We start from the raw sequence: 15,347 nt of genomic DNA on the forward strand, positions 1-15,347 counted from the left end.
GGCCCCTCAGGAGGCCGAGGACCGCATGCAGTAACGGACTGTCCGATACGCTCGCCGCGCGAAGGAAAGCGGCTTGCATGCCGATAGAGACCCCCGCGCCCTGCCCGATGGTCGCTGGCACGAAAAACCCCGCCGGATCGCTCCAGCGGGGTCGTTCGCTTGGCCGAGGCAGGCGCTCGAGGCTTATGCCTCGGTGTTGCCTTCCGCCTGATCGTCGCCCTTGATCAGGTAGTCGCCGGCGTCGGCGTCGGTGCCGTGGGTCTCGCCCTCGACGGCTGCCAGCGGGCTGTCGCCCAGGTCGTCCGCCGGATCGCGAGCCAGTTCCGCCCGGTGCTCTTCCTCGGCCGTGTTGGCGAGGATCATGGCCTCCTGCACGCGGCGGGTGGCCGCACGCAGGGCCGCGTCACGGCTGGAGGCCGCCACGCGGACGCGGTTCATGCCCGCACCCGTGCCTGCCGGGATGAGGCGACCCACGATCACGTTCTCCTTGAGACCGATCAGCGAGTCCTTCTTGCCCTCGACCGCCGCCTGCGTGAGCACGCGGGTGGTTTCCTGGAACGACGCCGCGGAGATGAACGAGCGGGTCTGCAGCGAGGCCTTGGTGATGCCCAGCAGCACCGGCTTGCCCTCGGCCGGCTTCTGGCCGGGGGCGAGCTTGGCGTTGACCTCGGCCATCTCCTCGTAGTCGACCTGCTCGGCCGCCAGCAGCGTGGTGTCGCCGCCGTCGGTGATCTCGACCTTCTGCAGCATCTGGCGAACGATCACCTCGATGTGCTTGTCGTTGATCTTCACGCCCTGCAAGCGGTAGACTTCCTGGATTTCCGCCACCAGGTATTCCGCCAGCGCTTCCACGCCGAGGACTTCCAGGATGTCGTGCGGATCGGGCGAGCCCGAAACCAGGTTGTCGCCCTTCTTGACCCAGTCGCCTTCCTGAACGTCGACGACCTTGGACTTGGGGATCAGGTACTCGACCGGTTCACCCTCCTCGGGGATGATCGCGATCTTGCGCTTGGCCTTGTAGTCACGGACGAACTCGACGCGGCCCGAGACCTTGGCGATGACCGCGTTGTCCTTCGGCTTGCGGGCCTCGAACAGCTCGGCAACGCGCGGCAGACCACCGGTGATGTCGCGGGTCTTGGCGGCTTCGCGGCTGGCACGGGCGATGATGTCGCCCGCCTCGACCGTCTGGCCGTCCTCGACCGAGAGCGTGGTGCCCGGCGCCAGCATGTAGCGCGCGGCCTCGCCGCTCGCATCGTCGAGAAGCGTCAGGCGGGGACGCAGGTCCTCCTTCTTCTTCGCGCGGCTGGAGGAACGGTCCTCGGTCACGACGCGGCTGGTCATGCCGGTCGCATCGTCGACATGCTCGGTCAGCGTGCGGGTATCGATCAGGTCCTGGTACTTGATCACGCCCGAGGTCTCGGTGATGATCGGCAGGGTGAACGGATCCCACTCGGCCAGGCGCTCGCCCTGCTCGACCTTGGCGCCGCTCGTGTGGAGCAGCACCGTACCGTAAGGCACGCGGTGCAGCGCGCGCTCGCGGCCCTCGGTGTCGAACAGCACGATCTCGCCGTTGCGGGCAAGGCTCAGGCGACGGCCGCGCTTGTCGACGATCGTGGGGATGTCGCGATATTCGACATGGCCCGCGCTGATCGCTTCGAGGTGCGAGGTCTCGTTGAGCTGCGCCGCGCCGCCGATGTGGAAGGTACGCATGGTCAGCTGCGTGCCCGGCTCACCGATCGACTGCGCCGCGATGACGCCGACGGCTTCACCGATGTTCACCGGCGTACCACGGGCAAGGTCACGCCCGTAGCAGGTGCCGCAGACGCCCTGCGTAGCTTCGCAGATCAGCGGCGAGCGGATGCGCGCCGACTGCAGGCCGGTGGTCTCGATCGCAGCGACCGCCGCTTCGTCGAGGAGCTGGCCCTTGACCGCGATGGTGTTGCCTTCCTTGTCGACGATGTCCTCGGCCAGGGTACGGCCCAGGATACGCTCGGCAAGCGAGGCGATCACCGAACCGCCCTGCACGATCGAGCGCATTTCCAGCGCGCGCTCGGTGCCGCAGTCGTCGACGACGACGACGCAGTCCTGCGACACGTCGACCAGACGGCGGGTCAGGTAACCCGAGTTCGCCGTCTTGAGCGCCGTGTCCGCCAGGCCCTTGCGGGCGCCGTGGGTCGAGTTGAAGTATTCAAGGACGGTCAGGCCTTCCTTGAAGTTCGAGATGATCGGGGTCTCGATGATCTCGCCCGACGGCTTGGCCATGAGGCCGCGCATGCCGGCAAGCTGCTTCATCTGCGCCGGGCTACCACGGGCGCCCGAGTGGCTCATCATGTAGATCGAGTTGATCTGGGCCATGCGGCCCGTCTCGGGATCGATCGGCTGGGCCTTGATCTCGTCCATCATGGCGTTCGCCACCTGGTCGCCGCAGCGGCTCCAGGCGTCGATCACCTTGTTGTACTTCTCCTGCTGGGTGATCAGGCCGTCCTGGTACTGCTGCTCGTAGTCGGCAACCAGTTCCTTGGTCTCGGCGACGAGAGCGACCTTGCTCTCGGGGATGATCATGTCGTCCTTGCCGAACGAGATGCCCGCCTTGAACGCGTGGCGGAAGCCAAGGCTCATGATGGCGTCGGCGAAGAGCACCGTGTCCTTCTGGCCGGTGTGACGATACACCTGGTCGATGACGTCCCCGATTTCCTTCTTGGTGAGAAGGCGGTTGACGACGTCGAAAGGCACCTTGTGCGACTTGGGCAGGCACTCGGCAAGGAGCATGCGGCCCGGAGTGGTCTCGAAGCGCGCCATGTACTGCTGGCCGTTCTCGTCGGTCTGCGGCACGCGGGCCTCGATCTTCGAGTGCAGCGTGACGGCGCCCACGTGAAGCGCCTGGTGCACTTCGGCCATGTCGGAGAACTTCATGCCCTCGCCCGGCTCGCCGTCGCGGTCGAGCGACAGATAGTACAGGCCAAGAACCATGTCCTGCGAAGGCACGATGATCGGCTTGCCATTGGCGGGCGAGAGGATGTTGTTGGTCGACATCATCAGCACGCGCGCTTCGAGCTGGGCTTCCAGCGAAAGCGGCACGTGGACGGCCATCTGGTCACCGTCGAAGTCGGCGTTGAAGGCCGAGCAGACGAGCGGGTGCAGCTGGATCGCCTTGCCCTCGATCAGCACGGGCTCGAACGCCTGGATGCCGAGGCGGTGGAGCGTGGGCGCGCGGTTCAGCATGACCGGGTGCTCACGAATGACTTCGTCGAGGATGTCCCAGACTTCCTTGCGCTCCTTCTCGACCCACTTCTTGGCCTGCTTCAGGGTCATGGAGAGACCCTTGGCATCGAGGCGGGCGTAGATGAACGGCTTGAACAGCTCGAGCGCCATCTTCTTGGGCAGGCCGCACTGGTGCAGCTTGAGCTCGGGACCGGTCACGATGACCGAACGGCCCGAATAGTCGACGCGCTTGCCAAGCAGGTTCTGGCGGAAGCGGCCCTGCTTGCCCTTGAGCATGTCGGACAGCGACTTCAGCGGACGCTTGTTGGCGCCGGTGATGACGCGACCGCGGCGGCCGTTGTCGAACAGCGCGTCGACCGCTTCCTGCAGCATGCGCTTTTCGTTGCGCACGATGATGTCGGGCGCGCGCAGCTCGATCAGGCGCTTGAGGCGGTTGTTGCGGTTGATGACGCGGCGATACAGGTCGTTGAGGTCCGAGGTCGCGAAGCGGCCACCGTCCAGCGGCACCAGCGGGCGCAGTTCGGGCGGGATGACCGGCACGACGTCGAGGATCATCCACTCGGGGCGGTTGCCCGAATCGATGAACGATTCCACCACCTTGAGGCGCTTGATGATCTTCTTGGGCTTGAGCTCCGACTTGGTCGTCTCAAGCTCCTGCAGAAGGTCGGCGCGCTCCTGCTCGAGGTCGAGCGCGATGAGCATCTGCTTCACCGCCTCGGCGCCGATGCCGGCCGAGAAGGCGTCTTCGCCATACTCGTCCTGCGCGTCGAGCATCTCGTCTTCGGTCAGGAGCTGGTACTTCTCGAGCGGGGTCAGGCCCGGCTCGATCACGATGTAGCTCTCGAAGTAAAGGACGCGCTCGAGCAGCTTGAGCTGCATGTCAAGCAGCAGGCCGATGCGCGAGGGCAGCGACTTGAGGAACCAGATGTGCGCGACCGGCGCGGCCAGCTCGATGTGGCCCATGCGCTCGCGGCGCACCTTGGTCACGGTGACCTCGACGCCGCACTTCTCGCACACGACGCCCTTGTACTTCATGCGCTTGTACTTGCCGCAAAGGCACTCGTAGTCCTTCACGGGACCGAAGATGCGGGCGCAGAACAGGCCGTCACGCTCGGGCTTGAACGTGCGGTAGTTGATGGTTTCCGGCTTCTTGATCTCGCCGAAGGACCAGGAGCGGATACGCTCGGGGCTCGCCAGTCCGATCTGGATCTGGTCGAACGTCTCGGGCTTGGCCATCTGGTTCGTGAACTTGGTCAGGTCGTTCATAGTTCAATCCCTCTGGGGGTGAATTCTTTCTCTGCGCGGGGAGGGAAGGGCGAGGCGCGAAGGCCCCGCCCGAAATCCCTTACTCCGCCGCGAGCGCCACGCCGTCGTCGTCCTCGCTGTCGTCCAGCGACGAGAGTTCGACGTTGAGGCCGAGGCTGCGCATTTCCTTGACGAGAACGTTGAAGCTCTCGGGAATGCCGGCCTCGAAGGTGTCGTCGCCCTTGACGATCGCTTCGTAGACCTTGGTGCGGCCGACCACGTCGTCCGACTTCACCGTCAGCATTTCCTGCAGGGTATACGCCGCGCCGTAGGCCTGGAGAGCCCAGACCTCCATCTCACCAAAGCGCTGGCCGCCGAACTGCGCCTTACCGCCCAGCGGCTGCTGGGTGACGAGCGAGTACGGACCGATCGAACGGGCGTGGATCTTGTCGTCGACGAGGTGGTGCAGCTTGAGCACGTACTTCATGCCGACAGTCACCTTGCGGTCGAACCTGTCGCCGGTGCGCCCGTCGAACAGGTTCACCTGGCCCGATTCGTCCAGCCCGGCGAGCTTGAGCATGTCGGACACGTCCTTCTCGACCGCGCCGTCGAAGACCGGCGAGCCCATCGGGACGCCCTTGCGAACCGAATCCGCGAACTCGACGATCTGGTCGTCGGTGCGCTCCGCGATGTCCTTGGCGTAGTTGTCGCCGTAGATCTCGGTGAGCAGTTCACGAACGGCTTCCGGCGGCTGGCCGGCGACCGGGTTCGGGTTGGCGGCACGCCATGCGTCCAGAGCTTCGCCGATACGCGCGCCCAAGCCGCGGGCAGCCCAGCCAAGGTGCGTCTCGAAGATCTGGCCCACGTTCATGCGCGAAGGCACGCCGAGCGGGTTCATCACGAAGTCCACGGGGGTGCCGTCTTCCAGGAAGGGCATGTCCTCCAGCGGCAGGATGCGGCTGATGATGCCCTTGTTGCCGTGGCGGCCGGCCATCTTGTCGCCCGGCTGCAGCTTGCGCTTCACCGCGACGAAGACCTTGACCATCTTGAGCACGCCGGGCGCCAGCTCGTCGCCGCGTTCCAGCTTCTCCTTGCGGTCCTCGAACTTCTCCTGGATCGCCTTCACGGTAAGGTCGTACTGGGTCTTCACCGCCTCGAGCTGCGACTGCACGTGGTCGTCGGCGACCGCGAACTTCCACCACTCGTGACGCTCGACCTCGTCCAGCACCTCGTCGGTGATCTCGATGCCCTTCTTGAGGCCCTTGGGCGCGGCAGTCGCGACCTGGCCGAGGAGCATGTCCTTCAGACGGTTGTAGGTGGCGCGGTTGAGGATCGCGCGCTCGTCCTCGCGGTCCTTGGCGAGGCGTTCGATTTCCTCGTTCTGGATCGCGCGGGTACGATCGTCCACCTCGATGCCGTGGCGGTTGAAGACGCGCACGTCGACGATGGTGCCCGAGACGCCCGGCGGGAGACGCAGCGAGGTATCGCGAACGTCCGAAGCCTTTTCACCGAAGATGGCGCGCAGCAGCTTTTCTTCCGGCGTCATCGGCGATTCACCCTTGGGCGTGATCTTGCCGACCAGGATGTCGCCCGGGTGCACTTCGGCACCGATGTAGACGATGCCCGCCTCGTCGAGGTTGCGCAGGGCTTCCTCGCCGACGTTCGGGATGTCGCGGGTGATGTCCTCCGGACCCAGCTTGGTGTCGCGGGCCATGACTTCGAACTCGTCGATGTGGATCGACGTGAACACGTCGTCCTTCACGATGCGCTCGGAGATGAGGATCGAGTCCTCGTAGTTGTAGCCGTTCCAGGGCATGAACGCGACCAGCACGTTGCGGCCCAGCGCCAGCTCGCCGAACTCGGTCGACGGGCCGTCGGCGATGATGGTGCCGGCCTGGACGATCTCGCCCACCTTCACCAGCGGGCGCTGGTTGATGCAGGTCGACTGGTTGGAACGCTCGAACTTCTGGAGGCGGTAGATGTCGACGCCCGACTTGCCCGGCTCGATGTCGCCGCTGGCGCGGATGACGATACGGGTCGCGTCGACCTGGTCGACGATACCGGCGCGCAGGGCCGAGATCGCAGCGCCCGAATCGCGCGCCACGGTCTCTTCCATGCCGGTGCCCACGTAAGGCGCGTCGGCCTTGACGAGCGGCACGGCCTGACGCTGCATGTTCGAGCCCATGAGAGCGCGGTTGGCGTCGTCGTTCTCGAGGAACGGAATGAGCGACGCGGCGACCGAGACGAGCTGCTTGGGCGAGACGTCCATCAGTGTGATCTGGTCGCGCGGGCTCATCACGAACTCGCCGTTCTGGCGGGCCGAGACGAGCTCTTCCGCGAAGCTGCCGTCCTCGTTGGTGGCGGCCGACGCCTGCGCGACGGTGTGCTTCTGCTCTTCCATGGCCGAGAGGTACACGACCTCGCCGGTCACCTTGCCGTCGATCACCTTGCGGTACGGCGTCTCGATGAAGCCGTACTTGTTGACGCGGGCGAAGGTGGAAAGCGAGTTGATCAGACCGATGTTCGGGCCTTCCGGCGTTTCGATCGGGCAGATGCGGCCGTAGTGGGTCGGGTGGACGTCGCGGACTTCGAAGCCGGCGCGCTCACGGGTGAGACCGCCCGGGCCAAGCGCCGAAACGCGGCGCTTGTGGGTGACTTCCGAAAGCGGGTTGGTCTGGTCCATGAACTGCGAGAGCTGCGAGGAGCCGAAGAACTCGCGCACCGCAGCCACGGCGGGCTTCGCGTTGATGAGGTCGTTTGGCATGACCGTCGACACGTCGACCGACGACATGCGCTCCTTGACCGCACGCTCCATGCGCAGGAGGCCGACGCGGTACTGGTTCTCGAGCAGCTCGCCCACCGAACGCACGCGGCGGTTGCCGAGGTTGTCGATGTCGTCGATCTCGCCCTTGCCGTCCTTGAGGCCGACCAGTTCCTTGACGACCGCGAGGATGTCCTCGGTGCGCAGGGTGGTGACGGTGTCCTCGGCGTCGAGGCCAAGGCGCATGTTCAGCTTCACGCGGCCCACGGCCGAGAGGTCGTAGCGGTCCGCATCGAAGAACAGGCCGTCGAACAGGGCTTCGGCGGTTTCCTTCGTCGGCGGTTCGCCCGGACGCATGACCTTGTAGATGGCTTCCAGGCCCATCTCGCGGTTCTCGGCCTTGTCGGCCTTGAGCGTGTTGCGGATCCAGGGACCGGTGTTGATCTCGTCGATGTCGAGCAGGTCGATCTGGTCGAAGCCGGCACGGTCGAGCGCCTCGAGGTTCTCGGGGCTGACTTCGTCGCCCGCCTCGATGTAGATGCGGCCCGTCGACTCGTCGATGAGGTCCTTGGCCGAATAGCGCCCGAAGATTTCCTCGGTCGGGATCAGCAGCTCCTCGAGACCGTCCTTCTGCGCCTTGTTGGCGGCGCGGGGGCTGATCTTGGTGCCGGCCGGGAACACGACTTCGCCCGACTTCGCATCGACGATGTCGAACGCCGGCTTGGCGCCGCGCCATGCCTCGGGAGCATAGGGCAGCTGCCAGCCACCCGACCCGCGCTTCCACGAGATGGTGGCGTAGAAGTGGTCGAGGATCGCCTCGCTGTCGAGACCCAGCGCGAAGAGCAGCGAGGTGACGGGCAGCTTGCGCTTGCGGTCGATGCGGACGTTGACGATGTCCTTGGCGTCGAACTCGAAGTCGAGCCACGAACCACGGTACGGGATCACGCGGGCGGCGAAGAGGAACTTGCCCGAAGCGTGGGTCTTGCCGCGGTCGTGGTCGAACAGGACGCCCGGCGAGCGGTGCATCTGGCTGACGATCACGCGCTCGGTGCCGTTGATGAAGAAGGTGCCGTTCTCCGTCATCAGGGGCATGTCGCCCATGTAGACGTCCTGCTCCTTGATATCGAGGACCGAACGGGTCTCGGTCTCGGCGTCGACCTCGAACACGATGAGGCGCAGCGTGACCTTCATCGGGGCGGCATAGGTGATGCCGCGCTGGCGACACTCGGTCACGTCGTACTTGGGGTCTTCCAGCTCGTAGTGGACGAAGTCCAGCTCGCTGGTGCCCGCGAAGTCGCGGATCGGGAATACCGAGCGCAGCGTCTTCTCCAGGCCCGAGACATAGCCCGTTGCCGGATCGGAGCGCAGGAACTGCTCGTAGCTCTCGCGCTGGACCTCGATCAGGTTGGGCATCTGGACGACTTCGTGGATGTCGCCGAAGATCTTGCGGATGCGCTTCTTGGCGGAGCGCAACAGGGCGTGGTCGATGGGCTTGGTGGCCATGAGCTGGTCTTGCCTCTTCGCTTCTGGCGGACCGATTCGCTAGCCGAACCGGACCGGAAAATTTCGTTGCCGCGAGAACGATGCCTCCTGCCGCGAGGCAGGTCATCCGAAACGCGAAAAGGCCGCACGGCGCGCGGATTCCCTAGCATGGGAACACCCTGCGGCCAGCAGCCTTACACGTCGGATGAAACCCGGTATCGCCTCCTTCCCGGACAAGTCCCCGCGCATGGACCCGTCTTGCTCGAAGCGACCGAGCGAGGCCGCCATATAGGACCCGGGCAGCGCCCTGTCAAACGCGGCGCAGCGCATCTCCGCGCGCCTGAACCCTAAACGCGTCAGGTTCATCCAGGGTACTGGCGATGACGGCGGCAAGTATCGCCTCGTCCGGCAAGGCCCTTCGACTTGTCCAGTATTTGTGCGCTTGCGGGCTCCGGATGCGGCGAAGCGCGTTGTTACTGTCATGGACCACATTCGCGCACCCCGCCCGTTTCGCGGCACGGCCGCAGCAGCCACCCTCCTTGCCCTGGCGGCGGTGCCGGAGGCGGGACTGGCGCAGGATGGAGCGGCCACCGCTCCGGCTCCGGCGCAGATCACTTCGGATGCGGCAGCGCCCGGCCCGCATGCCGCAAGGGTTCCGCCGCGTGTCCCGACATCCGAGTCCAGAGGCACCGCCGTCGATGGCGCGCTGGCCCAAGGCGCGGTGCCGCCCGCCGGACCTGCTCCCGCTCGCGTCGCTCCGCCGTCGCGCCGGACGGCCGACCTGCCGCTGGCGGGCGTTGCGGGGCTGCTCGCCGCGGCGGGAGTTTCCGCCGCCGGCATCGCCGCCATGCGTCGCAGACGGCCCGAGCATCGCACGGACGAGGACCGGCATAGCCCTCATCACGCCCGGCGCTGAGGTCCGCGCCAAATGACGCTTCCCTGGGCGCGCCATCACGCAACCTTGCGGCGCTGCGCCTCTCGGACCTTGACTAGCGCCCCTGCTTGCGCCATTGGCCCGCTCCGAGCGGCACAGTGATTCTGCGCCGATCATCCGTCCGAGACCGCTGCCGGGGGCTTCCCCCTTAATCTGCAGCCTAGACGGGGACAAGGAAATCACCCGGCCCTGCGCTCCTTCGAGCATGGTGCCACCTTTCGTGCCACGGCACGAAAACTCCTTCCCCTTCGACGGACTCGCCCGCAGTGCGACACCGGATTCCGGTGGAGCGCTTCGGACAATACGTAGCCGGCTGCGCGGGGTTCGCCTCTCGCGGCCATTGTGAAGGAGTAAGGCATGGATCGTTCGCAGAAAGCCGAATCGGTCGCCCAGCTCAACGCGATCTTTTCCGAGGCCGGCGCGGTGGTCATCACCCGCAACCTCGGCATGACGGTGGCCCAGTCCACCGCCCTGCGCGGAAAGATGCGTGAAGTTGGCGCGGACTACAAGGTTGCGAAGAACCGTCTTGCCAAGCTTGCCATCGCGGACACCGACTATGTCGGCGTCGGCGACTTCCTGACCGGCCCGACGGCCATCGCCACTTCGGTGGACCCCGTCGCAGCCGCCAAGGCCGTCGTCGAATTCGCCAAGACGACCGACAAGATCGAGATCGTCGGCGGCGCGATGGGTTCGCAGGTTCTGACCCCCGAAGGCGTCAAGGCTCTGGCCTCGATGCCCTCGCTCGACGAACTGCGCGCCAAGCTCATCGGCCTCGTCCAGGCTCCGGCGACCAAGATCGCCCAGCTTTCGACCGCTCCGGCGGCCAAGCTGGCTCGCGTCTTTGCCGCCTACGCCGAGAAGGACGCTGCCTGAGCCGCGAGCCCAGCATTGCGTTTCTAACGATTTATCCCGCTGCCGCATGAGGCGTCGGCGGGACCACAGATCAGGAGTGAAGTAACATGGCCGATATCGCCAAGCTTGTTGAAGAACTGTCGCAGCTGACCGTCCTCGAGGCCGCTGACCTCGCCAAGGCTCTCGAAGAGGCATGGGGCGTTTCCGCCGCTGCCGCCGTTGCCGTTGCAGCCCCGGCTGCCGGTGGCGACGCTGGCGCCGCCGCTGAAGAGAAGACCGAATTCGACGTGATCCTCACCGGCGACGGTGGCAAGAAGATCCAGGTCATCAAGGAAGTCCGCGCCATCACCGGCCTGGGCCTCGCTGAAGCCAAGGCTCTTGTCGAAGGCGCTCCGAAGGCCGTCAAGGAAGGCGCTTCGAAGGCTGAAGCCGAAGAGATCAAGAAGAAGATCGAGGAAGCCGGCGGCACCGTCGAGCTCAAGTAATCTTCTTCCCGGTTTCCTGTCGAACAGACACGGGACCCGGGCAGTTGCAGGAAAGGGCGGTGCCGCAAGGCGCCGCCCTTTTCGCATGCGCTGCCCGCATGAACGGCCGAGCCGCCCGGCGGTTACTCGCGCGCCTGCTGCGGCTTGAGCGTCTCCAGGTAGTCGATGATGGCCCGGCGTTTCTGCGGGTCGGAGACGGGAAGCACCATCTTGGTCCCGGGGACCATCTTCATCGGTCCCTGCAGCCATGTGTCGAGGCTGGCGCGATCCCACGTTATGCCGGACGCGCGCAGCGCCGGGCTGAAGGCATAGCCGGGCGTGGAGCCCGCCTTCGCGCCCACGACGCCCGCCAGCGTGGGGCCGATCCCGTTCTGGCTGGCCTGCGTGGAATGGCAAGAGCGGCACACCATGAAGGCGGGCGGCGCCGGATCGGTGATGGCGGCAGAGGTGGCGGGGGCAGAGACGGCCGGAGAAGCAGGCGAACCGCTCGCGGCCGGGGTGGAAGCCTCATCCTTCGTGCCGCCGCAGCTCGCCAGGATCGCCGCGAGGGGAAGCGCGAGCGCACGGCGGGTGGTCATCATCGCAGAACCTCTCCTTGATCGGCACGGCACCTAATACAGCCCGCCGGCAAAGAGAAGCGGCGTGCCGACCCCAAGGAAATCGCTTCCCTGCCTGCGCCCAAGGCCCTATCGCGGCCCCGGTATGAGGGAGAGCCACCAAGTCCATCCGCTCCGCGCCGAGCTTGCCGCCACCCTGCGCCTTGCGGGGCCCTTGGCGCTCGCCAACATGCTGCAGATGGCGGTCTTCGCGATCGACGTGATCTTCGTCGCCCGGCTCGGCCAGGAAGCGCTCGCCGCATCCAGCCTTGCCGTCGCCATCGTGGCCGTGCTGATGATGGGGCTGAACGGCGTCACCGGAGCCGTCGCCCCGCTGATCGCGGCCGAAGTGGGCCGCCGCCGCAATTCCGTGCGCGAGGTGCGGCGCTCGACCCGCATGGCCTTGTGGCTGGCGGTCGGCCTTGGCCTCGGCGCGGTGGCGATCTCCTTCTTCGGCGAGTGGATCATGCTGGCCACCGGGCAGGAGCCGCGCATCGCCGCCATTTCCGGGCACTTCATCCAGGTGCTTTCGCTGGCGCTGGTGCCCATGGCGATAGCCAACGTGCTGCGCACTTTCGTCTCGGCGCTGGGCCGGCCGTTCTTCGCCACGCTGATCACCGCTCTGGCGATCGGCGTCAACGCCCTCGGCAACTACGCGCTCGTCTTCGGCAACCTTGGCATGCCCGCCCTCGGGCTGACCGGCTCGGCGCTGGCGAGTACGATCACCGCCTGCGTCACGGTGCTCGCCTATGCCCTCGCCATCGGCACCGACCGCCAGTTGCGCCGCTTCCATGTCTTCGGCCGCTGGTGGCGTCCGGAGTGGAGCCGCCTGCGCCAGATGCTCGCGCTGGGGCTGCCGATCTCGGCCACGCTCATCGCCGAGGGCGGGCTGTTCAGCGGCGCGGCCTTCCTCATGGGCCGGGTCGGAGAGGCAGAGCTTGCCGCCCATACCGTGGCGCTGCAGATCGCGGCTTTCGCCTTCCAGGTCCCCTTCGGCATCGGCCAGGCCGCAACGATCCGGGTCGGCTACCACTACGGCGCCGGGGATCGCGCCGCCATCGGGCGAGCGGGCTGGGCGGCCATCGCCATCGGCCTTGCCTTCGTGGGCGTTTCCGCGCTTGCCATGCTGCTGTTCCCCCGCCTCTTCATCTCTGCCTACATCGACGTGGACGCGCCGGTGAACGCGGGGCTGGTCGCGCTTGCCATGCAGTACCTGTTCGTGGCCGCCGTCTTCCAGTTGACCGACGGCGTCCAGGCGATCGTCGCAGGCGCGCTGCGCGGGATACAGGACACCCGCGTGCCCGCGATTATCGCCATCGTCGGCTACTGGGCCGCTGGCTTCGCCACCTCCGTCGTGCTCGGCCTGTTCACGCCGCTGGAAGGCACAGGCGTTTGGATCGGACTTGCCGTGGGCCTGACGGTCGCGGCGATCCTTCTCCTGGCCCGCTGGCACTGGCGCGAGCGGTTCCGCCTCGTGCCTGAAACCGCGCCGTCGCCCCACGCCGCCCCGATCATCCACGCGGCGATCGCCTGAGCCGTCATCCTTCGGTCATCGAAGCGGGTCATCCTAGCCGTGCCTGCCACTCCCTTGCCTGCCTCGCCGCCGCGATACCGAACCCGGCCTGAATTTTTTCTGCGAGAGCCCGCTTGACGCCCTGCCGGGCTCGGACCATATCCAGCGCCGTTGGCACTCCCGAGTGTAGAGTGCCAACCCCAATTTCAGTTCGTTGGATATAGGGAGACACCCCAATGACTTTCCGCCCGCTGCACGACCGTGTTCTCGTGCGCCGCGTCGAGGCCGAGGAAAAGACGGCCGGTGGCATCATCATCCCCGACAGCGCCAAGGAAAAGCCCGCTGAAGGCGAAATCGTCTCCGTCGGCACCGGCACCCGCGCCGAGAACGGCACCGTCACTCCGCTCGACGTCAAGGTCGGCGACCGCGTGCTGTTCGGCAAGTGGTCAGGCACCGAAGTGAAGGTCGGCGGCGAAGACCTGCTGATCATGAAGGAATCGGACATCCTGGGCGTGATCGGCTGAGCCGAACCCCTGATAACCGAAACCACACCCTGATTTACTGAAGGAATTCAAAATGGCAGCCAAGGACGTAAAGTTCTCGCGCGACGCTCGCGAGCGCATTCTCGCCGGTGTCGACACTCTCGCCAATGCCGTCAAGGTGACCCTGGGCCCCAAGGGCCGCAACGTCGTGATCGAAAAGAGCTTCGGCGCTCCGCGCATCACCAAGGACGGTGTCTCGGTCGCCAAGGAAATCGAACTCAAGGACAAGTTCGAGAACATGGGCGCGCAGATGCTGCGCGAAGTGGCCTCGAAGGCCAACGACAAGGCCGGTGACGGCACCACCACCGCGACCGTCCTCGCCCAGGCGATCGTTCGCGAGGGCATGAAGTCGGTTGCGGCCGGCACCAACCCCATGGACCTCAAGCGCGGCATCGACCTCGCCGTCCTCAAGGTCGTCGAGAACCTCAAGGCCCGTTCGACCCCGGTCGCCGGTTCCTCGGAAATCGCTCAGGTCGGCGTGATCTCGGCCAACGGCGACCGTGAAGTCGGCGAGAAGATCGCCGAGGCCATGGAAAAGGTCGGCAAGGAAGGCGTCATCACCGTCGAGGAGGCCAAGGGTCTCGAATTCGAACTCGACGTTGTCGAGGGCATGCAGTTCGACCGCGGCTACCTCTCGCCCTACTTCGTCACCAACCCCGAGAAGATGACGGTCGAGCTCGAGAACCCGTACATCCTCATCCACGAGAAGAAGCTGTCGTCGCTGCAGTCGCTGCTTCCGATCCTGGAAGCGGTTGTCCAGTCGGGCCGTCCGCTCCTCATCATCGCCGAGGACATCGAGGGCGAGGCTCTGGCCACGCTCGTCGTCAACAAGCTGCGCGGCGGCCTCAAGATCGCTGCCGTCAAGGCTCCGGGCTTCGGCGACCGTCGCAAGGCCATGCTGGGCGATATCGCCACGCTGACCGCCGGCGAGATGATCTCGGAAGACCTCGGCATCAAGCTCGAGAGCGTCACGCTCGGCATGCTGGGCCAGGCCAAGAAGGTCACCATCGACAAGGACAACACCACCATCGTCGATGGCGCCGGTTCGGCTGACGAGATCAAGGCACGCGTCGAGCAGATCCGCGCCCAGATCGAAGTCACCACCAGCGACTACGACCGCGAGAAGCTCCAGGAGCGCCTCGCGAAGCTGGCCGGCGGCGTCGCCGTCATCAAGGTCGGCGGTGCCACCGAAGTCGAGGTGAAGGAGCGCAAGGACCGCGTCGACGACGCGCTGCACGCCACCCGCGCTGCCGTTGAAGAAGGCATCGTCCCCGGCGGCGGCACCGCGCTGCTCTACGCAACGCGCGCTCTCGAGGGCCTCAGCGGCGCCAACGAGGACCAGACCCGCGGCATCGACATCGTCCGCAAGGCGATCGCGGCTCCGGTTCGCCAGATCGCCGAGAACGCCGGCAACGACGGCGCAGTCGTCGCGGGCAAGCTGCTCGACCAGTCGGACGAAGGCATCGGCTTCAACGCCGCCACCGAAGTCTACGAGAACCTGAAGGCCGCCGGCGTCATCGACCCGACCAAGGTCGTGCGCACCGCGCTGCAGGACGCCTCGTCGGTCGCAGGCCTGCTGATCACCACCGAAGCCGCGATCGTCGAGCGCGCCGAGGACAAGCCCGCGATGCCGGCAATGCCCGGCGGCATGGGCGGCATGGGTGACATGGGCTTCTAAGAAACCTCATCGTCCACGCGACCAACAGGAAGGGGCC

Annotated in this window: 9 protein-coding genes; 6 read left to right on the plus strand and 3 right to left on the minus strand. The window is 66.2% G+C overall.

The window, feature by feature from the left end; genetic code table 11:
* Positions 1-183: 183 nt before the first annotated feature.
* Positions 184-4,488, minus strand: coding sequence for a DNA-directed RNA polymerase subunit beta' (rpoC, locus tag GR702_RS01580; RefSeq protein ID WP_160984190.1), 4,305 nt, complete (start codon positions 4,486-4,488; stop codon positions 184-186).
* A 79-nt stretch (positions 4,489-4,567) separates the two neighbouring features.
* On the minus strand, positions 4,568-8,731 hold the full coding sequence (gene rpoB, locus GR702_RS01585; RefSeq protein WP_160984191.1) for a DNA-directed RNA polymerase subunit beta: 4,164 nt from the start codon (positions 8,729-8,731) through the stop codon (positions 4,568-4,570).
* A gap of 460 nt (positions 8,732-9,191) precedes the next feature.
* Here rpoB and GR702_RS01590 point away from each other — a divergent pair, with 460 nt between their 5' ends.
* The 3 genes from GR702_RS01590 to rplL all read left to right on the plus strand — a co-directional run bounded on the left by GR702_RS01590 (position 9,192) and on the right by rplL (position 10,981).
* The gene (locus tag GR702_RS01590) at positions 9,192-9,626 is read left to right on the plus strand and encodes a hypothetical protein (protein WP_160984192.1); all 435 of its coding nucleotides are present in this window, start codon (positions 9,192-9,194) and stop codon (positions 9,624-9,626) included.
* 375 nt (positions 9,627-10,001) lie between these two features.
* Entirely contained in the window at positions 10,002-10,517 is a 516-nt protein-coding gene (rplJ, locus tag GR702_RS01595; RefSeq protein WP_160984193.1) for a 50S ribosomal protein L10, read from the plus strand.
* A gap of 86 nt (positions 10,518-10,603) precedes the next feature.
* The gene (gene rplL / locus GR702_RS01600; protein ID WP_160984194.1) at positions 10,604-10,981 is read left to right on the plus strand and encodes a 50S ribosomal protein L7/L12; all 378 of its coding nucleotides are present in this window, start codon (positions 10,604-10,606) and stop codon (positions 10,979-10,981) included.
* A gap of 122 nt (positions 10,982-11,103) precedes the next feature.
* Here the strand turns inward: rplL and GR702_RS01605 are convergent, their stop codons facing one another.
* Positions 11,104-11,562, minus strand: a complete 459-nt coding sequence (locus GR702_RS01605) for a c-type cytochrome (RefSeq protein ID WP_160984195.1) — start codon at positions 11,560-11,562, stop codon at positions 11,104-11,106.
* Between the two features lie 121 nt (positions 11,563-11,683).
* Between GR702_RS01605 and GR702_RS01610 the strand changes: the two genes are divergently transcribed.
* From GR702_RS01610 to groL, 3 genes are all read left to right on the plus strand, one after another.
* Positions 11,684-13,111, plus strand: coding sequence for an MATE family efflux transporter (locus GR702_RS01610; protein ID WP_160984196.1), 1,428 nt, complete (start codon positions 11,684-11,686; stop codon positions 13,109-13,111).
* Between the two features lie 215 nt (positions 13,112-13,326).
* Positions 13,327-13,614: a co-chaperone GroES gene (gene groES, locus GR702_RS01615; RefSeq protein WP_160984197.1), complete on the plus strand. Its 288-nt coding sequence runs from the start codon at positions 13,327-13,329 to the stop codon at positions 13,612-13,614.
* A gap of 52 nt (positions 13,615-13,666) precedes the next feature.
* Positions 13,667-15,310: a chaperonin GroEL gene (gene groL / locus GR702_RS01620; RefSeq protein ID WP_160984198.1), complete on the plus strand. Its 1,644-nt coding sequence runs from the start codon at positions 13,667-13,669 to the stop codon at positions 15,308-15,310.
* The last annotated feature ends 37 nt before the right edge of the window (positions 15,311-15,347 follow it).

Origin of the sequence: Novosphingobium silvae (genome assembly GCF_009856825.1) — a bacterium.
GTDB classification, from domain to species: domain Bacteria; phylum Pseudomonadota; class Alphaproteobacteria; order Sphingomonadales; family Sphingomonadaceae; genus Novosphingobium; species Novosphingobium silvae.

Coding starts and splice junctions, on each gene's coding strand:
- rplJ (WP_160984193.1), top strand. CDS start 10,002: ATGGATCGTTCGCAGAAAGCCGAATCGGTCGCCCAGCTCAACGCGATC.
- rplL (WP_160984194.1), top strand. CDS start 10,604: ATGGCCGATATCGCCAAGCTTGTTGAAGAACTGTCGCAGCTGACCGTC.
- rpoB (WP_160984191.1), bottom strand. CDS start 8,731: ATGGCCACCAAGCCCATCGACCACGCCCTGTTGCGCTCCGCCAAGAAG.
- groES (WP_160984197.1), top strand. CDS start 13,327: ATGACTTTCCGCCCGCTGCACGACCGTGTTCTCGTGCGCCGCGTCGAG.
- rpoC (WP_160984190.1), bottom strand. CDS start 4,488: ATGAACGACCTGACCAAGTTCACGAACCAGATGGCCAAGCCCGAGACG.
- GR702_RS01605 (WP_160984195.1), bottom strand. CDS start 11,562: ATGATGACCACCCGCCGTGCGCTCGCGCTTCCCCTCGCGGCGATCCTG.
- GR702_RS01610 (WP_160984196.1), top strand. CDS start 11,684: ATGAGGGAGAGCCACCAAGTCCATCCGCTCCGCGCCGAGCTTGCCGCC.
- groL (WP_160984198.1), top strand. CDS start 13,667: ATGGCAGCCAAGGACGTAAAGTTCTCGCGCGACGCTCGCGAGCGCATT.
- GR702_RS01590 (WP_160984192.1), top strand. CDS start 9,192: ATGGACCACATTCGCGCACCCCGCCCGTTTCGCGGCACGGCCGCAGCA.